This window comes from Photobacterium sp. Alg240-V54 (assembly GCF_900537155.1).
Classification (GTDB): Bacteria; Pseudomonadota; Gammaproteobacteria; order Enterobacterales; family Vibrionaceae; genus Photobacterium.
Map to the genome: position 1 here is coordinate 1 of NZ_UNRL01000006.1, position 19511 is coordinate 19511.

The following is a 19511-nucleotide window of genomic DNA, read 5'->3' on the forward strand; positions in this document are numbered from 1 at the left end:
TAGGTACCAAGCAACGCCTAGCTGATTTGGGTGTCACTGAAGATAAGCTAGCGTTCATGGCGCAAAACGCTCTAAACGATGCGTGTTCTCTAACGAACCCACGCAAAGCGAGCCTAGAAGAAATCGTAGCGATCTTCAAAGCACGCATGTAATTACCTTAACTATTGGTAATTAACCTCTCAAAAAGGCCGCTGCGGTGTCGATACCCATAGCTTTAGCGATATCAACAAAACGTTCTGGTACTTGTTTGGCGTTAAAGCGCGAAACTTCTGCCAATAGGATAGCGTTACATAGGCCGTGAGCCAGGTCGTAAACACCTCCTAATTGGTGCGCCATTGAGTGAACGTAACCTAAAGAAGCATTAGAGAATGCCATACCAGCAAGATACTCGCCGTATTGCATTGCATCACGTGCTGCGCGATTTTGACCGTCGTTCACAGCTGTTTCTAGGTTGTTTACAATCAGCTCAATGGCTTTAATCGCTGATGCATCAGTGATTGGTGTTGCAGCTGTTGAAACATAGGCTTCAACCGCGTGAGTTAATGCATCCATACCGGTTGCAGCAGTTAGGAACTTAGGCATTGCTACCATTAGCTCTGAATCGTTCACTGCAATAATTGGCGTAAAGTGCTTATCAACTACTGGGTATTTGGTTTCATCTTCTTGGTTAGTGATGATGGCAAATACTGTCATTTCTGAAGCAGTACCCGCTGTTGTGTTCACAGTTACCAATGGAAGTTGTGGTTTTTTCGATAAGTGAACACCTTTAGAGTAATCACGAATATGACCACCGTTCGCTGCCACTAATGCGATACCTTTTGCAGTATCGTGAGATGAACCACCACCAAATGAAATCACAAAATCAGCATGGCTTTGTGCAAGAAGCGCAAGGCCATCTTCAATGTTTTTCTCAGTTGGGTTTGGCTGTACACCATCGTAAATAGTGTACTCAAGGCCGTGAGCAGTTAACTCGTCAGTGAGCTTGCTAACTAAACCCACTTCAACTAATACACTGTCTGTGACGATTAGGGCTTTTTGCAGCTCTTTTGATGCCAATTCAGCACCTAGAGATTGAATAGCGTTAGGACCCATTAGTGTTACAGGTGGCATGTAGAATACATTGCTCATAATGAAGCTCCGTTAATATTTATTAATTTATGTTGGCTTACCGCATGTGCCATAAGCCGGAATTTTTATAGCGATTGAAATAAAAGTGAGTGTTACCGACACCACATCTTTATTGTTATTTGTTGTTATTGGTGGTGTTGATGTCGATGTGATCATCTTCTCATTTACAGAAAAACAAACAATAGACTTAAAAAGCAAATAACTATTACTCATACGTAATAATCATATTGAGTGCATTAGCTGCTGCTATCTGTGGTTATTTATCTGCCGCTGATAGCAATTTTTCAGCAAAGCTTAAGTGCGCTTTAGGTTGGGTAAATACCACACCAGAGTGTGAACGCTCTGCGGTACCTTGCTTTTGGTAGTGTCCAGCATTTAGGCTATTAACGGCTGCTTTTTCAAACTGTACATTACCTGTGAAGGCACCATCTTTTGCTGATGCGTTGTAAGACATAGCGATAATAGCGGTGGCGATGGCTGCTTTAATAACTGTTTTCATGAGTAATAAAACCTTGTGTATTGATATTTGTGAACGCCTTGTGCGTTTCGATGGGGTTATTATCAATAATTACGCCAAAAACAACAATACCACTAAAATACAAAAGATTATTGCCAGATGGGAATAATAGAAAAAGCAGGAGTGAGGTTTTGAGGGTCGAGGAATAGCAAGGTAGTTGTCGCGATGGTGAGTATATGAGTTATGAGGGGTTTTAGTTGATTGGGTGTAAATGGGGTGAGTAGCAGCAATTGCGGTGGGTCGTAACTTGGTTAACAACCTCATAACCCCACTTTTAAACTGATTTAGCTCGATAACAGTTATAAAAACATCGGCTTTGCTAACATTATTCCTCGAACACTGATCACGAAGTGCGGATTAGATGCATACTGTTAAATACAACGTATTGACAAAAAATACTTTTAAAGAGGCTGACGTCCTCTTTGATTAATTTAAATATGATATACATAACGATAATGTTATGCTTTTAAAGTTATTTGTTGATTATATTGGCTATTTTTATAATCATTTGATTATGAATACTATGGCGCATAAATCATCATGACTATAATAAAAAAAAGGTTAATTGAAAATTTTAAAGATAGATCATCTGGTCCATTTCTTTTTATTGGCTCTGGTTTTTCAAAACGATATCTAAATTTAGATGATTGGAAAGGGTTGCTATCTAGATTTTGCACCACAGGAAAACCGTTTACATACTACATAGCAAAAGGTCGGGGTGATATACCACTTGCAGCTAGATTAATAGCTGAGGATTTTAATGAGCATTGGTGGGTTGATGAAAAATATGAACAAAGTCGATTGCAACATTCACATGAAATTAAAGATGAAACTACTGCTTTAAGAATTGAAATATCTAAATATCTTGAGACATTAGATACTAATCATGAATTAAACGAATTATATAGAAAAGAAATAGAAACAATCTCAGAACTTAATGTTGATGGAATAATAACAACTAATTGGGATATGTATCTAGAATCTCTTTTTCCTGATTATTGTGTTTATACAGGACAATCAGAGCTTTTATTTTCTAATCCGCAAAATATTGGGGAAATATACAAAATACACGGAAGTCGAAAAATACCTGATTCGTTAGTTTTAACTGATTCTGATTATAAAGATTTTAATGACAGAAACCCCTATTTAGCCTCAAAATTGATTACTATTTTTGTTGAGCATCCAGTAATTTTTATTGGGTATTCATTATCAGATCCAAATATTAAATCGTTACTTAGCTCTATCGCTAAATGTATTGGTTCAAATAACATTCAAAAACTAAGAAATAATTTATTATTTCTACAGAGATTAGACCCAGAAGATAAAGCAGATAGTATTCAAGATACTGTCATGGCTATTGATGATGTTCAAATTCCGATAACATTGATTAAAACGGATGATTTTTCACAAGTATATGAATCTATTATTGCAACAAAAAGAAAAATTCCCGTCCGTTTTTTGCGTCATTTTAAAGAGCAATTTTACAATCTAGTTAAAACAAACACCCCTGAAAATGAGAAGAAAATTTGTGTTATAGGAATAGATCAGATTGATGATTTTTCAGATGTTGAATTTGTTGTTGGTGTTGGTGTCGCAGAGCAACATAGATTATCTCAAATTGGATATGAAGGTTTGACAATTTCTGATTTAATTAATGATGTTTTATATGAACAAGTAAAATTTGATGGAGAAAAGATTCTAGATATTGTTATACCAAAGAAAATTGGCCATTTATCACCATACATACCAACATGGAAATACTTGAATCAAGTAGGCATTAGAAACATCAATGATTATAAAAAATCCATATATAACAAAAATTTAGATAAGTGGGCATTGATAAATATAAAAGATAAGTTGACAGGAAATAAAAACAATAAAATTAAATATGAAAAGAATCATGAATTTAAAACAATAACTGATTTAATCAAAACAATGACATTTGAGCAATCTGTAGATTTCATTCCTTTTATTCAAGAAAAAAATATTGATTTGGATGTTTTACAAAAATATTTAGTTGATCATAAAAATGAAATTAATGGTAAGAAATCAACACAATATAGAAAGCTAGCCTGTCTATATGACCACCTTAAATATAAAAATAATTAGTACATATTTTATCGAAAATGAGATAAGACAAACTCTAGTACGTATAAATAGACATTTTGTTAAGTACCGCCCTTTTGAGGCGGTATTTTTATATGCGGCGTTGGAGAATTTTGATTGTTATTTAGCGGGCGGATTATATTACAACCATAATCAAACAAGGCCGTTAAACGGCCTTGTCTTAGAATCTGTTAACGTTATTACCAAGCTAGACCGCATGCGCTCGCTTTTGCTTTCGCGAGGCTGTAGTACTTACGCTTAACTAAGTAGTTACCGTCGTTTTTAAGCCCTTCAACACGTAGCCATTTATTTTTGCCAAAACGGGCTTTAACCGGAACACCAACCGCAAAGCGTTTACCTGATTGGTATTTAGCAACATAAAAAGAATCGCGTACTTTAAAGATGTAGCCATTGCTACCACAAATTCGAGCGCTCTCAACACGGCCTTTTTTAGTTTCGCCCCAACGACCCCAATCATTTGCGTGACTCGGTAAAGACGTTAGCGCAACCATACCAAGCAATAACCCTAAAATAGCTTTTTTCATTATCATTCTCGAAAAAGTAAACTTATGAGTTTATTTTAATCATAAAAAATATCAATGAAAGAAAAATAATCCCATAATGTGAACAATTGACAAATGTCAGCAAAACATATCGCTTTCAGTATGGATTTATATAGAAATATAACTAATTAGTATGGTTTTAAGTGCTAGCTGTTTTTGAGGATTCGCTATTTTGAGTCATAAACGGAAAAAAGGCTTTGAACGAATTCGTTCAAAGCCTTCTTAGGAAATATTTTTAATGGTTAAGGCTAAGCCCTAACGTTGACTTTACTTAGTCATGTTGCCGCTTTTGTACATAGAAGCGAATACAGGCGTGTAAAGTGCAACAATTTTATTAACGATAGCAGTCATTTCTTTTTCCTCAATAAACTCAGTTTTAAATAGTACAACCATCGCCTATCCATTGAATCTATAAGGCTTGCGGTCGTGTTTTGATGGGGCTCATTATAGATATTTTAGTTAACTTGAAAAATGATAAAAACAACCACTTCGCATTAGTTTTTTTAATGTATTTTTTAAGTAAATAACTACTCGTTTTCACCACGAATCCCCCACTTACAACCATAAAAAAAGGCCGCAATTTGCGACCTTCAACTATGGGGCTAAAGCGAATAACTAGCCTAGTAACTCATTGGCGTTATTAACGATATTTTCAACCGTAAAGCCAAACATAGTAAATAGTTCATCTGCTGGTGCTGACTCACCAAAGGTTGTCATACCAATAATGCGACCGTTAAGGCCAACATATTTGTACCAGTAATCAGCAATACCGGCTTCAATCGCAATTCGTGCGGTTACATTTGCAGGTAATACACTTTCACGGTAAGCCGCACTCTGCTTATCAAATAAATCAGTCGCAGGCATTGAAACCAAGCGGACTTGGCGACCAGCAGCGGTTAACTCAGCATATGCTTGCGCGGCGATACCCACTTCAGAACCGGTTGCGATCAGAATTAACTCTGGCTCAGCGGCACAATCTTTAAGAATGTAGCCACCTTTGGTGATATTCGCTACTTGGTCTGCATTACGATCTTGCTGATCAAGATTTTGACGTGAGAAAATCAACGCTGTAGGGCCATCTTTACGCTCAATCGCGTATTTCCAAGCCACGGCTGATTCAACCTGATCACAAGGACGCCAAGTGCTCATATTTGGAGTTAAACGCAATGATGCGACTTGCTCTACAGGTTGGTGCGTTGGACCATCTTCACCTAAACCAATTGAATCATGAGTGTAAACCTGAATGTTCTGCACTTTCATTAGCGCTGCCATGCGTAGCGCATTACGAGCATATTCCATAAACATTAGGAAGGTTGCACCATAAGGTACAAAACCACCATGTAACGCAATACCGTTAATGATAGCTGTCATACCAAACTCACGCACACCGTAGTGAATGTAGTTACCTGATGCATCTGTTGGTGTGAGTGATTTAGAACCAGACCACATGGTTAAGTTAGACGGTGCTAAGTCAGCCGATCCGCCCATGAACTCAGGTAATAATTGGCCATAAGCTTCAAGTGCATTTTGTGACGCTTTACGTGAGGCAATATTGGCTGGCTTTGCTTGTAGATCTGCAATGATCTTTGATGTTTCAGCTTCCCAGTTGGCTGGTAATTCACCATTGATGCGACGGCTAAATTCAGCCGCTAATTGAGGGTAAGCAGCACTATAAGCGGCAAACTTTTGATCCCACGCTGTTTCTTTAGCGTTACCCGCTTCAGTAGCATTCCAATTAGCCGCAATCTCTGTCGGAATTTCAAATGGACCATGGTTCCAACCGAGGAACTCACGGGCTGCAGCAATTTCTTCAGTACCCAGTGGTGCGCCGTGACAATCATGCGAACCGGCTTTATTAGGCGAACCAAAACCAATGATAGTTTGGCAACAAATAAGGGTTGGCTTAGTGGTTTCGGCTTTTGCAGCTTCAATCGCGGCATTAATTGCCTCAGCATCGTGGCCATCAACAGTGGCTATTACATGCCAACCATAAGCTTCAAAACGTTTCGCAGTATCGTCTGAGAACCAGCCTTCTACTTCACCATCAATAGAAATGCCGTTGTCATCCCAAAAAGCAATTAACTTACCTAAGCCCAAAGTACCAGCTAATGAACATGCTTCATGAGAAATACCTTCCATCATGCAGCCATCACCCATAAAGGCATAAGTGTAATGGTCAACAATGTCATGGCCGTGCTGGTTAAATTGCTCTGCCATTGATTTTTCAGCCAATGCCATACCAACTGCATTGGTAATACCCTGGCCTAATGGGCCGGTGGTCGTTTCAACACCCGGTGCATAACCATATTCTGGATGACCCGGTGTTTTTGAGTGTAATTGACGGAAGTTTTTCAGATCATCAATCGATAAATCATAACCTGTTAAATGAAGCAGCGAGTAAATCAGCATTGAACCGTGGCCGTTTGATAGTACAAAACGATCGCGATCAGCCCAATTTGGATTGTGAGGATTATGATTCAAATGATCACGCCACAATACTTCAGCAATATCTGCCATTCCCATCGGTGCACCAGGGTGACCTGAGTTCGCTTGTTGCACACCATCCATACTAAGTGCACGAATTGCATTGGCCAGTTCTTTACGAGACACCGCATTGCTAGAAGACATATCTGCTCCAAATAGTCATAAAATAATAATTGCCGTCAAAATAGTGGCTGCTTTTTATTGGCAGTCACTTAATTGCGTTTGAGTATTGTCTCAAATAGAGGCAGCCGACTGCAAACGTTTTCGTTTTTAAAAAAGCTATTTTATTCAATACTATGCAACTTACACCAATAACGCTTTTGACAACCAATGTCTGTAAAATTAATAGCTTAATATTGAATAAGTTAGCGTTTTGACTAAATCCTTACAGATTACATTGTTGATTTTATAACTGGTCGGGGTATTATAGACGTCTAGACGGAGGTAGCTCCATACATATAAACGTATGGAATGCAATGCAGTATCAGTATTACCGCTACCGTTCTAATAAATTTATGAATATAAGTGAGATCACTAATGGCTAAACACTTGTTTACTTCTGAGTCAGTATCGGAAGGACATCCAGATAAAATTGCAGACCAAATTTCAGATGCAGTCTTGGATGCAATTCTAGAGCAAGACCCGAAAGCGCGTGTTGCTTGTGAAACTTACGTAAAAACTGGCATGGTAATGGTCGGTGGTGAAGTAACGACTTCAGCATGGGTTGATATCGAAGAAATCACTCGTGAAACAGTACGTGAAATTGGCTACGTTCATTCTGATATGGGCTTTGACGCTAATTCTTGTGCAGTACTAAATACTATTGGTAAACAATCACCAGACATCAACCAAGGCGTTGATAAAGCAGACCCTAAAGAGCAGGGCGCTGGTGACCAAGGTATTATGTTTGGTTACGCAACTAACGAAACTAAAGAATTGATGCCTGCACCAATTACTTACTCTCACCGTCTTGTTCAACGTCAAGCGGAAGTACGTAAGAACGGTACGCTACCTTGGTTACGTCCTGATGCTAAATCTCAGGTAACGTTTGAATACGATCAAGGTAAGATTGTTGGTATTGATGCAGTTGTACTATCAACTCAACACAGTGATTCAATTTCAACAGCGGATCTACGTGAAGCTGTAATGGAAGAAATCATCAAACCAGTATTACCACAAGAGTGGCTACGTAAAGATACCAAATTCTTTATCAACCCAACCGGTCGTTTTGTTATCGGTGGCCCAATGGGTGACTGTGGCCTAACTGGTCGTAAAATTATTGTTGATACTTACGGCGGTGCAGCACGTCACGGTGGCGGTGCATTCTCTGGTAAAGATCCATCAAAAGTTGACCGTTCAGCAGCATACGCAGCACGTTATGTAGCGAAAAATATTGTTGCTGCTGGTATGGCTGAGCGTTGTGAAATTCAACTTTCATACGCTATCGGTGTTGCAGATCCAACATCTATCATGATTGAAACGTTTGGTACTGAAAAAGTACATCAAGATATTATTATTGAAGCTGTTCGTCAGCACTTCGACCTACGCCCATACGGCCTACAAGAAATGCTAAACCTGCTTCAACCTATCTACAAAAAGACCGCAGCATATGGTCACTTTGGTCGTGAAGAGTTCCCTTGGGAAAAAACTGACAAAGTAGACGTATTACGCGAGTTCGCTAAACTTAAATAATAATAAATTTAAGATTATCAAACACTAAGGGACGATTATTCGTCCCTTTTTTTATATCTAAAATAAAATAATCGTCAATGTTTATCCTGCGGTGTATAGTCTGCGGTAGTTATTCCCTACTCGGTGACCGATTAATCTAGGATATTTCACGCTATGACCCCGCTACAAAAGCAAGTACTTACTCACGTAGAACATTGCATCAAACATGCCAATCAACGCCTCAATAAACGACTGCAACTGCCCGCGGTTAATTTTACTCAACGTGGAAAAATTGCCGGTACTGCGCACTTACAAAAATGGGAACTACGCTTCAACCCAATTCTATTGGCTGAAAATCCAGAAGCGTTTTTAAATCAAGTGGTGGCCCATGAAGTTGCCCATTTAGTGGTATTTAAATTATTTGGCCGCGTGCGTCCTCATGGTCGAGAATGGCAACTGATCATGACTGAAGTGTTTAATGTTGCGCCTAAAACCACCCATAATTTTAATGTTAGCTCAGTCGCAGGAACAAGTTATATTTACCACTGCCCATGTAGTGAATACCCACTAACTATTCGTCGTCACAATAAAGTTAACCGTGGTCAAGCCAGTTATCATTGCCGTAAATGTCGCCAACCATTAGTGTTTAAAACTGTCGCTTAATGGTCACTCTCTTCTTCTAACGACCACAATTCGTTGTTACTGACTAGCAATTAACTTTTGCCCTCCCTCTGCTGCTAACCGTGGTAATATCTGGTATTACTCAACCATTACTACAGATGACCGCATCATGAGAATTCCACGAATTTACCATCCACAACCTTTACCAAGCCAAGGTACGGTTATGCTTAGCGACGATGCGGCTAACCATGTTGGTCGTGTTATGCGAATGCAAGTTGGGCAACAAGTGTTGCTGTTTGATGGCAGCAATGCTGAATTCCCCGCTGTTATTAGTAGCGCCAGCAAAAAAGCGGTTGCAGTTGAGATTCAAAGCCGTATTGAGCATAGTATTGAATCACCACTTGATATTCACTTAGGCCAAGTGATTTCACGTGGTGACAAAATGGAGTTCACCATTCAAAAATCGGTTGAGCTCGGTGTTAACACTATTACCCCTCTTATTTCAGAGCGTTGTGGCGTTAAACTCAATGCAGAGCGATTTGAAAAGAAACTTGAGCAATGGCAAAAAATCGCGATTGCAGCCTGTGAACAATGTGGCCGTAATGTTGTGCCAACCATTCGTCCGGTGATGAAACTAGAGCAATGGTGCGCTGAAGAATATGATGGTTTAAAACTAAACTTACACCCTCGTGCACATTATTCTATTAACACCCTTCCTACCCCTGTAACCAAAGTACGGTTATTAATTGGACCTGAGGGTGGCTTGTCTGCTGAAGAGATCAGCATGACTGAGCAATATAAATTTGATGAAATTTTATTAGGTCCACGTGTATTACGCACTGAGACTACCGCAATGACAGCCATTACCGCACTCCAAGTTCGTTTTGGTGATCTAGGCTAAGTTAAGCAGGAGAAAACAATGATCAAGCTAGGTATTGTGATGGACCCTATCGAGTCTATCAATATCAAAAAAGATTCGACCTTTGCCATGATGATGGAAGCACAACGTCGTGGTTGGGAATTACACTACATGGAAATGAGTGATCTTTCTTTAGAGCAAGGTGTTGCGATTGCACGTACTCGTACGGTAACAGTAAAAAAAGATCCTAACGATTGGTTTGAATTCCATAATGAGCAAGAGATTCCACTCGCGGATCTTGATGCAGTATTAATGCGTAAAGATCCTCCGTTTGATACTGAATACATTTATGCGACTTACATTCTTGAGCGTGCAGAAGATAACGGTGCGTTGATCGTAAACAAGCCACAAAGCCTACGCGATTGTAATGAAAAACTATTTACAGCATGGTTCCCAGAGCTAACCCCAACTACTATCGTGACCCGTCGTGCTGAGAAACTAAAAGCGTTCCACCAACAGCACGGTGATGTGATCTTAAAGCCACTTGATGGCATGGGCGGCTCGTCTATTTTCCGCGTAATGAAAAATGATCCTAACGTATCGGTGATCATTGAAACATTGACCGCAATGGGCGAAAACTACTGCATGGCACAAACTTTCGTGCCTGATATCAGTAATGGCGATAAGCGTATTCTCGTGGTTGATGGTGAGCCAATGCCATACTGCCTAGCGCGTATTCCGGCTAAAGGTGAAACCCGTGGTAACTTAGCAGCCGGTGGTCGTGGTGAAGCACGCCCTATTAGCGATACTGATCGTAAAATCGCTGAAACTGTGGCCCCAATTTTAAAACAAAAAGGCCTAATCTTTGTTGGCCTTGATGTGATTGGTGACAAGTTAACTGAAATTAACGTTACTAGCCCAACGTGTATCTGTGAAATTGAAGCTGCGTTTGATATTTCAATCACAGGTAAACTAATGGATGCGATTGAGCGCCGAATTAACGCTAACTAAGATCACCTAAGCGCTAAACATCAGCCATAATCAAACCAACAACGCAGCGATTGCATGTGATCGCTGCTTTTTACTATCAACACCATCAACGGTGCTGACATGTATTTAATGGTATTGTAAATGAACCTGACCAATCATTTTTTAGTGGCAATGCCCACTATGGAAGATCCAAACTTCAAACACAGTGTGATTTATGTGTGTGAGCATAATGATGAAGGTGCGATGGGTATCATCATCAATCAGCCAATTGAAATCTCAATTGCCGATATGCTTGAGCAAATTGATGTCGAACGCACACTGCCTTTAGTTGATCCATTAAGCCTTGAATACCCAGTTCTCAATGGCGGCCCAGTTGCTGAGGATCGCGGCTTTGTACTGCACACACTTCAAGCCGGTTATGACTCCAGCATTACAATTACACCGCAACTTGCCGTCACTACTTCACTGGATATTTTAGCGCAACTTGGCACTCAACAAGCACCGCAACAATTTATTGTAGCACTCGGTTACGCAGGCTGGGATGAAGGTCAGCTGGAGCAAGAATTAGCCGACAATAATTGGCTGACAATTGAGGCTAATAACACCATTATTTTTTCCACTCCGATAGATCAACGCTGGCACCAAGCCATCGCAATATTAGGGGTTAGCCCTGCGAATCTATCATCAGATATAGGTCATGCATGAGTCAATCTCGTAGCGTATTAAGCTTTGATTACGGCACCAAAAGTATTGGGGTTGCAATCGGCCAAGAACTCACAGGCACAGCGAGTCCATTAGCCGCTTTAAAAGCCAAAGATGGTATTCCTAATTGGGATGATATTGAAAAAATCCTTAAAGAGTGGCAGCCCGATTTAATCGTCGTTGGTCTGCCATTAGATCTCAATGGTAAAGAACTGGAAACCATTGCACCACGAGCGAAGAAATTTGCTAATCGCATTCATGGTCGTTTTGGTTATGCGGTCGAATTACACGATGAACGCTTAAGCACTGTTGAAGCGAAATCGGAGTTATTTGAACGCGGTGGTTACCGCTCATTGAGCAAAGGCAACATTGATTCACAATCAGCTGTGGTTATTTTAGAAAGCTGGTTTGAACGTCAATACGGCGCTTAATCTGCCGCTATTTATTGAATATGACTCCACTGTAAAAAGATAAAAAAAGACCCGTTCCATGTGGAGCTGGTCTTTTTTTTGGCTGGTACAGCTTTAGTTAATAAGATCATCACAAAGCTGACAGCGGTTTTCCTTGGCGCTTATATCGTTTTATCAAGCCACGTAATCTCTCACTTGATCAGCTTGTACAGCTTTTTGATCATTTAAACCCAAGAACTAAACAACGGTATTAGCGTTATCCATAAAAAATAAAATCAATTTAAAATCAACAATTTAATTAAAAACCATTAACTGATAGTAATTATTGTCAATTGTATCATGATGATCCTTTAGCAAAAGGATCATCATGAGCATTATTATTTATCAAGCGTAACGCCAGATAAACTATTTAACGGTTTGGAGCTAGGATCACCGACTTTGATCATCAACCGTAAATCGTTAGCTGAGTCGGCGTGGTGCAGCGCATCTTGCTCACTGATCTTACCTTCACTGAATAACTGATACAGCGATTGATCAAACGTAATCATTCCCGCTTCGGTTGATTTCGCCATCACATCTTTAATTTCATACAGATCGCCGCGTCGAATAAGATCCGCGACGCGTGGCGTATTGAGCAATAATTCATACACGCCATGACGACCGACACCGTTAGCATCAGCCACTAACTGTTGCGCTAAAATACATTTAAGATTGAGTGACAGATCAAATAAAAATTGCTCGCGGCGCTCTTTGGGCACTAAATGCAAAATACGTTCTAATGCCTGATTAGCATTATTGGCATGCAACGTTGCCATACATAAATGGCCTGTTTCAGCAAAATTCATCGCATATTCCATGGTTTCAGGAGTACGAATTTCACCGATTAAAATCATGTCTGGTGCTTGGCGTAAGGAGTTTTTTAATGCCACTTCATAACTGGCGGTATCAAGCCCAACTTCGCGCTGAGTGATAATGCATTTGTTATGTTGATGGACAAATTCAATCGGATCTTCAACCGTTAAAATATGACCACTGCGATGCTGATTACGATAGCCTGTCATTGCCGCCATCGAGGTCGATTTACCCGATCCGGTTGCGCCAACAATTAACACTAAGCCACGTTTTGATAATGCCAGTCGCTCCATATCAATCGGTAACTGTAAATCCTCCATTTGTGGTATTTGAGTTTCAATGCGACGGATCACCATTCCCGGTAATTCTCGTTGCCAAAACGCACTAACACGAAACCGGAATCCATTCCGCACTAACGCAAAATTGGCTTCTTTGGTGGTGATAAATTCTTGGCGCAAGCTGGCATCCATAGCTTGATCAAATAACCTATCTACCCTATCGCGATCGAGCACTTCGCCAACATCATGCAGATTGCCATCAATTTTTAATAAACACGCACAATCAACCGTGATGTATAAATCGGAAGCCTTTTTAGCCACCATTTGCTCAAGAATGTCGTCTAAGGTCATCAGTTATTCCTTTAATTAAAACCCACGTTTACTGCTATCAAGAATACGACGTCCTTCTTCTGATTCGACCATGCCTTGTGCCACCAGCATTTTGACGCTTTGTTCCATGGTCTGCATTCCAAGGGACGCGCCGGTTTGAATCATTGAATACATCTGGGCAATTTTATCTTCACGGATCAAATTTCGAATCGCAGGGGTTGCCATCATCACTTCATGACAGGCGACTCGGCCACCGGAGGTACACTTCAATAGATTTTGCGCTACTACTGCGCGTAATGATTCCGACAGCATTGAGCGTACCATCGATTTATCACTACCAGGAAAAACATCGATAATACGGTCAACCGTTTTCGCCGCCGAACTAGTGTGCAAGGTGCCAAGCACTAAGTGGCCAGTTTCGGCTGCGGTTAAGGCTAAGCTAATGGTTTCTTGATCGCGTAATTCCCCCACCACAATCACATCGGGATCTTCACGTAATGATGATCGCAACGCATTTTGAAAACTTAAGGTATCGCGATGCACTTCACGCTGGTTGATCAAACAACTTTTACTGGTATGAACAAATTCAATCGGATCTTCAATGGTCAGAATATGGCGTTGATAGTTACTATTGATGTAATCTACTAAGGCGGCAATAGTGGTTGATTTACCAGAACCTGTCGCACCCGTTACCAGCACCAGACCACGACTTAGCTGAGCAATATCATAAAAAACCTCAGGTACATTGAGTGAGGCTAAAGTTGGTATATGGATCGGAATGGTACGCAGCACAGCTGAACAGCCACGCGACTGATGAAAAGCGTTAACCCTAAAGCGACCAATGTCGGGTAATTCAAAAGAAAAATCGACTTCTAATTTTTCTTCATACTCTCGACGCTGAGCATCGTTCATAATATCAAATATTAACCGATGGACTTCGCTATGATCTAAAGCTGGTAAACTGAGCTTTCTCACATCACCATCAACTCTTATCATTGGTGGAACGCCCGCAGAAAGGTGCAGATCTGATGCGTTATGCTTTACACTAAAATCGAGTAATTCGGTGATATCCATACATTTTCCTCAAGAATCAATTATGAACAGTATTAAGCAAAATATTACACAGGTCATCAATGAGATGGCACTAGCAACTGAAAAATGCGGCAGAGCCGCCGATTCGGTGCAACTGTTGGCTGTAAGTAAAACCAAGCCCGTTGCTGCGATCGAACAAGCGATTGATGCAGGTCTGGTTGCCTTTGGTGAAAATTATGTTCAAGAAGGGGTCGATAAAGTCAATTATTTTGCGAGTCACCCTGCGGCAGAGCAATTAGTGTGGCATTTTATTGGCCCGATTCAATCCAATAAAACGCGCCCGATTGCCGAGCATTTTGATTGGGTACACTCAATTGATCGTCTTAAAACGGCAACCCGTTTAAATGACCAACGCCCAACCACCATGGCACCATTAAATGTGCTATTACAAGTTAATACCAGTGGTGAAGCCAGCAAATCAGGGATTAGTGCTGATGAGGTAATGGAACTCGCCGCAGCGATTGCCACCATGCCACAATTAGTTTTACGTGGATTAATGTCGATTCCGCAACCCGAAACCGATTATGATAGTCAATTCGCAGCTTTTAAAGCATTAGCGGATGTATTTGAACAACTTAAACCACACCACCCGCAACTTGATACCCTATCAATGGGCATGAGTGGTGACATGGAAGCTGCAATTGCAGCAGGGAGTACCATGGTGCGTATTGGTACTGCTTTGTTTGGTGCGCGTGATTATGGCAACCAAGCCCAATAATAGTTTATAAATAACGGTTAACGACTCAGCCTAGCTCTTGAGTGTCGTACCAACAGCAAAGGATATTACATGGAACAGCGCTCTATCGCTTTTATCGGTGCCGGTAACATGGCACGTTCAATCATCGCTGGCTTAATTGCCAGTGGTTACGATGCTAAGAAAATCACGGCGACAGCGCCAAGTGAAACTCGCCTGGCACCGTTAAAGGATGATTTTGGTATTAATACCGACAGTGATAACCTGCGCGCAGCGCAACAAGCTGACGTAGTGGTACTGGCAGTAAAACCACAATTAATGGCCGATGTATGTTTGCCATTGCAAGCGGTCGACTTCAGTAATAAATTAGTGATCTCAATTGCTGCTGGTATCAATAGTGCTCGCTTAGCAACCATGCTTGATAGCCAACTGCATTTAGTGCGCGTAATGCCAAATACACCAGCATTAATCGGTAAAGGCATGAGTGGCTTATACGCAGAATCGACATTAGCACCGCAAGATCATCAATTTGCTAGCGAGCTCTTACAAGCTGTTGGTGAGATTTGCTGGGTTAAACACGAAGCAGATATCAATGGTATCATTGCCGCAGCAGGCAGTGCGCCGGCTTACTTCTTCTTGTTTATGGAAGCAATTCAACAACAAGCAATGGCACAAGGTTTTGATGAGCAAACAGCACGCTTGTTAGTTCAACAAACAGCATTAGGCGCGGCAGAAATGGTACAAGCCAATCCAGAAACGGATCTTGCCACATTACGCCAACAAGTAACGTCTAAAGGCGGTACCACCGCAGAAGCGATTAATACATTCAACCACCATCATTTAACAGAAATAGTGGCTAAAGCAATGCAAGCTGCGGTTGCTCGTGCTCAAGAAATGGAACAATTGTTTTAAGGTTTAATTATGAATTCAATGGCTTTTTTAATCTCCACAGTATTTGATTTATATATCATGATTGTGTTGTTACGGGTGTGGCTACAATGGTCACGTGCAGATTTTTATAACCCGTTTTCGCAGTTTATTGTCAAAGCAACCCAACCGGTTGTAGCGCCATTACGTCGTGTGATCCCATCTATTGGATCATTTGATATGGCGACCATTTTATTTGGTTACGTATTGTGTGTAGCCAAATTTATTTTGCTACAACTAGCATTAACTGGCGGTGCGTTTGCCTTTAGTCCTAGCTTTTTACTGTTAGGTTTATTAGCACTGGTTAAAGCTGCGGGCGGATTATTATTCTGGGTACTATTAATTCGTGCGATTTTAAGCTGGGTCAGCCAAGGCCGTAACCCAATTGAATATGTGATGCATCAGCTAACTGAACCTCTAATGGCACCGATTCGTCGTGTGCTACCGGCAATGGGCGGTTTAGACTTAAGTATTCTAGTGATCTTCTTAGGATTGCAGTTTGCTAACTATTTGATGGGTGATTTAATTGGGCCGATTTGGTTCCAGTTATGAGTGTTAATGCTGTCTGTCGCCAAGGGGATGATGTGGTTATTCGACTTTACATTCAACCCAAAGCCAGTCGCGATCAAATTGTTGGCTTACATGGCGATGAAATTAAAATCGCCATTACAGCGCCACCCGTTGATGGAAAAGCTAATGCCCATTTAGCCAAGTTTTTAGCTAAGCAATTCAAGGTTGCTAAAGGTTTAGTGCATGTGGAAAAAGGCTTTCAAGGCCGTCACAAGCAAATTCGCATTGAAGATCCTAAACAGATCCCCGAACCGATTGCGAGCCTGATGCAATAACATCAACCACTAGCCCACAGCTAAAAAGCGAATATTTCGATAATATTCGCTTTTTTTATCACTGAATCTCACTCCACGATAATAACCGCAATAAATTTCTATCTTGAAAGCCAGAGTTAATTACACTGCGCCAACAAATAATGGCACTTTATGGCTCTAAATATGAAATACCTGTTATGTGTAATATTATTACTGATTAGCCAACTCAGTTATGCTGATCACAGCCACCAATTTGAACAACTTGAAGTCCGTTATTCAGTTATTCCAACCACCTTTATCAGCGATAAAATTGCAGCCACTTACGGTATCAAACGTAAGCAATGTTATGCCTTAATGAAGGTAAGCGTATTTAATACAGAGCAAGCAGGTAAACCAAGCCTAAACACCAAGATCGATGGCAAAATATTCAGCGGTCTTGGTGAAAAAAAACGGCTGCGATTTCGACGTATTCAAGAAGGCTATAAAATTTATTATCTCGCTCAATTTAAGCATCCACCTCAGGCTGAGTTTAAGTTTGTGGTAAATATTCATCACCAAAATAAGCCTCATCAGTTCAAGTTTAACCAAACATTATTCAGTGATAACGAACCGTTTTCAGCCTCAGCGTTGTTATTATACCCACAACGGCTATCATAGCGGTTATTGGCGAATTATGGTTTTTAAAAGGCATCAATATGAGCAAACTAGTACTGGCAACAGGCAATCAAGGCAAAGTAAAAGAAATGGCTTCCCTACTTGCTGACTTTGGGTTTGATGTTGTCGCTCAAAGCGATTTCAATGTTTCAGAAGTGGCTGAAACCGGCACCACTTTTATTGAAAATGCGATCATCAAAGCGCGCCATGCTGCTAAAGAAACGGGCTGCGCAGCTATTGCTGATGATTCAGGGCTTGAGGTTGATTTTTTAAACGGTGCACCGGGTATTTACTCAGCCCGTTTTGCTGGTGAAGGTGCCACTGATGCGGAAAATATTGATAAGCTATTAGCGGCAATGGACGGTGTACCTGAAGCACAACGCAGTGCCCGTTTTCATTGTGTATTAGTGATGATGCGCCATGAAAATGATCCAACGCCGTTAGTGTGTCATGGCTCATGGGAAGGCAGCATTTTAACGCAGCGTCATGGCGATAATGGCTTTGGTTATGATCCTATTTTCTGGGTGCCAGAAGATCAATGTGCTTCAGCGCAATTAGATCCAAGTCGTAAAAAGCAGCTGTCACACCGTGGCAAAGCACTTCAACAACTTTTCAGTGCACTAAAAGGCTAACTCATGCTTGTTCCTCCACCACTCAGCTTATATGTTCACATTCCTTGGTGTGTTCAAAAGTGCCCCTATTGTGATTTTAATTCGCACGCGCTAAAAACTGAATTGCCAGAACTTGATTATATTGATGCGTTAATTGATGATCTTGAAACCGATCTAATGGCCTACCAATTAGTTAACAGTCAGCGACCACTGCATTCAATTTTTATTGGTGGTGGTACGCCTAGTTTGCTCTCGCCAGCTGAAATTGGTCGTCTACTGCGCGCCATTGAAGCTCGCATTCCTTTTAGTGACAATATTGAAATCACTATGGAAGCCAATCCAGGCACAGTGGAAGCAGGACGTTTTGAAGGCTACCGCCAAGCAGGTGTAAACCGAATTTCAATTGGCATTCAAAGTTTTCAAAACGACAAGCTCCAGCGTTTAGGCCGTATCCATGGCCGCGATGAAGCAATTAAAGCAATTGAACTGGCAAAGTCAGCGGGATTAAACAGTTTTAATACCGATCTGATGCATGGCTTACCTGATCAATCTATTGCTGATGCGATCAGTGATCTCAAGCAAGCGATCGCACTTGATCCACCGCACTTATCTTGGTATCAGCTAACGATTGAACCCAATACTCTGTATTACTCAAAACCACCAACATTGCCTGATGACGATGACTTATGGGATATTTTTGAGCAAGGACATGCGTTATTAACTGCGGCTGGTTATCAGCAATATGAAATCTCTGGCTACAGTAAGCCTAATAAGCAATGCCAACATAATCTTAATTATTGGCGCTTTGGCGATTACTTAGGCATAGGCTGTGGCGCCCATGGCAAGATCAGCTTTGATGATAGCCGTATTGTGCGTACGGTGAAAGTCAAACATCCACGTGGATATTTACAAGCGGATAAGCCTTATTTGAGTGAACAAGTGGCAGTGGCTGACAGTGAACGACCGTTTGAGTTTTTCATGAACCGGTTTCGATTATTAGAAGCCTGTCCAAAGCAAGACTTTATCGATCGTACTGGCTTACCGTTAACAACCATTGCTGCCAATATCGATTGGGCGCTTGAACAAAATTATTTACAAGATAATGGCGATCAATGGCAGATCACTGAACACGGTAAATTATTTTTAAATGATTTGCTGGCTGCATTTGTTGAAGATGATGGTTAGCATAATCTAAGTG

The 19511-nt window shown here is 40.9% G+C and carries 20 protein-coding genes and 1 pseudogene; 15 read left to right on the top strand and 6 right to left on the bottom strand.

From position 1 onward, the window contains the following. On the top strand, positions 1–152 hold a 152-nt coding region (locus tag G6R09_RS19985), incomplete at its 5' end, for an iron-containing alcohol dehydrogenase (protein WP_163923231.1). Positions 153–198: 46 nt separating this feature from the next. On the opposite strand, the pseudogene G6R09_RS14500 reads toward G6R09_RS19985, so the two are convergent. Next, positions 199–1128, bottom strand: a pseudogene (locus tag G6R09_RS14500) (iron-containing alcohol dehydrogenase); the annotation flags it as partial. A 256-nt stretch (positions 1129–1384) separates the two neighbouring features. Then, the gene (locus G6R09_RS14505; RefSeq protein WP_087845491.1) at positions 1385–1627 is read right to left on the bottom strand and encodes a hypothetical protein; all 243 of its coding nucleotides are present in this window, start codon (positions 1625–1627) and stop codon (positions 1385–1387) included. Between the two features lie 558 nt (positions 1628–2185). Here G6R09_RS14505 and G6R09_RS14510 point away from each other — a divergent pair. Continuing rightward, positions 2186–3754, top strand: coding sequence for an SIR2 family protein (locus G6R09_RS14510; protein WP_163923234.1), 1569 nt, complete (start codon positions 2186–2188; stop codon positions 3752–3754). A 197-nt stretch (positions 3755–3951) separates the two neighbouring features. On the opposite strand, the gene G6R09_RS14515 is transcribed toward G6R09_RS14510, so the two are convergent. Beyond that, positions 3952–4296, bottom strand: a complete 345-nt coding sequence (locus tag G6R09_RS14515; protein ID WP_065177065.1) for a hypothetical protein — start codon at positions 4294–4296, stop codon at positions 3952–3954. Positions 4297–4929: 633 nt separating this feature from the next. After that, positions 4930–6942 (bottom strand): transketolase, encoded by a 2013-nt coding sequence (gene tkt / locus G6R09_RS14520; RefSeq protein WP_163923237.1) that lies wholly within the window; start codon positions 6940–6942, stop codon positions 4930–4932. 393 nt (positions 6943–7335) lie between these two features. On the opposite strand from tkt, the gene metK reads away from it, so the two are divergent. From metK to ruvX, 6 genes are all read left to right on the top strand, one after another. Next, entirely contained in the window at positions 7336–8490 is a 1155-nt protein-coding gene (metK, locus tag G6R09_RS14525) for a methionine adenosyltransferase (RefSeq protein ID WP_163923240.1), read from the top strand. A 153-nt stretch (positions 8491–8643) separates the two neighbouring features. Then, on the top strand, positions 8644–9132 hold the full coding sequence (locus G6R09_RS14530) for a SprT family zinc-dependent metalloprotease (protein WP_163923243.1): 489 nt from the start codon (positions 8644–8646) through the stop codon (positions 9130–9132). A 127-nt stretch (positions 9133–9259) separates the two neighbouring features. Further along, positions 9260–9991 (top strand): 16S rRNA (uracil(1498)-N(3))-methyltransferase, encoded by a 732-nt coding sequence (gene rsmE / locus G6R09_RS14535; protein WP_163923246.1) that lies wholly within the window; start codon positions 9260–9262, stop codon positions 9989–9991. A gap of 18 nt (positions 9992–10009) precedes the next feature. Next, the gene (gene gshB, locus G6R09_RS14540; RefSeq protein WP_061000765.1) at positions 10010–10960 is read left to right on the top strand and encodes a glutathione synthase; all 951 of its coding nucleotides are present in this window, start codon (positions 10010–10012) and stop codon (positions 10958–10960) included. A 120-nt stretch (positions 10961–11080) separates the two neighbouring features. Further along, positions 11081–11644, top strand: coding sequence for a YqgE/AlgH family protein (locus G6R09_RS14545; RefSeq protein WP_065168393.1), 564 nt, complete (start codon positions 11081–11083; stop codon positions 11642–11644). After that, positions 11641–12072 carry a Holliday junction resolvase RuvX gene (gene ruvX, locus G6R09_RS14550; RefSeq protein WP_061000762.1) on the top strand — a complete coding sequence of 144 codons (432 nt, stop codon included), beginning with the start codon at positions 11641–11643 and terminating at the stop codon, positions 12070–12072. Before G6R09_RS14545 ends, ruvX begins: the two co-directional genes overlap by 4 nt. Positions 12073–12428: 356 nt before the next feature. On the opposite strand, the gene G6R09_RS14555 is transcribed toward ruvX, so the two are convergent. Both G6R09_RS14555 and G6R09_RS14560 read right to left on the bottom strand, forming a co-directional pair. Next, positions 12429–13532 (bottom strand): PilT/PilU family type 4a pilus ATPase, encoded by a 1104-nt coding sequence (locus tag G6R09_RS14555; RefSeq protein ID WP_065168391.1) that lies wholly within the window; start codon positions 13530–13532, stop codon positions 12429–12431. Between the two features lie 15 nt (positions 13533–13547). Beyond that, complete coding sequence (locus G6R09_RS14560; protein ID WP_061000758.1) at positions 13548–14585, bottom strand: type IV pilus twitching motility protein PilT; 1038 nt, start codon at positions 14583–14585, stop codon at positions 13548–13550. 22 nt (positions 14586–14607) lie between these two features. On the opposite strand from G6R09_RS14560, the gene G6R09_RS14565 reads away from it, so the two are divergent. From G6R09_RS14565 to hemW, 7 genes are all read left to right on the top strand, one after another. Then, positions 14608–15321, top strand: a complete 714-nt coding sequence (locus tag G6R09_RS14565) for a YggS family pyridoxal phosphate-dependent enzyme (RefSeq protein ID WP_163923249.1) — start codon at positions 14608–14610, stop codon at positions 15319–15321. Between the two features lie 69 nt (positions 15322–15390). Continuing rightward, positions 15391–16209, top strand: coding sequence for a pyrroline-5-carboxylate reductase (proC, locus tag G6R09_RS14570; protein ID WP_065168389.1), 819 nt, complete (start codon positions 15391–15393; stop codon positions 16207–16209). Positions 16210–16218: 9 nt separating this feature from the next. Beyond that, on the top strand, positions 16219–16776 hold the full coding sequence (locus G6R09_RS14575) for a YggT family protein (RefSeq protein WP_065168388.1): 558 nt from the start codon (positions 16219–16221) through the stop codon (positions 16774–16776). After that, positions 16773–17069 carry a DUF167 family protein YggU gene (yggU, locus tag G6R09_RS14580; RefSeq protein ID WP_065168387.1) on the top strand — a complete coding sequence of 99 codons (297 nt, stop codon included), beginning with the start codon at positions 16773–16775 and terminating at the stop codon, positions 17067–17069. Before G6R09_RS14575 ends, yggU begins: the two co-directional genes overlap by 4 nt. Positions 17070–17231: 162 nt before the next feature. Beyond that, the gene (locus tag G6R09_RS14585) at positions 17232–17705 is read left to right on the top strand and encodes a DUF4426 domain-containing protein (RefSeq protein WP_065168386.1); all 474 of its coding nucleotides are present in this window, start codon (positions 17232–17234) and stop codon (positions 17703–17705) included. Positions 17706–17743: 38 nt separating this feature from the next. Then, positions 17744–18334 (top strand): XTP/dITP diphosphatase, encoded by a 591-nt coding sequence (locus tag G6R09_RS14590; RefSeq protein WP_065168385.1) that lies wholly within the window; start codon positions 17744–17746, stop codon positions 18332–18334. Positions 18335–18337: 3 nt separating this feature from the next. Further along, positions 18338–19498 (top strand): radical SAM family heme chaperone HemW, encoded by a 1161-nt coding sequence (gene hemW / locus G6R09_RS14595; protein WP_163923252.1) that lies wholly within the window; start codon positions 18338–18340, stop codon positions 19496–19498. Positions 19499–19511: the final 13 nt, after the last annotated feature.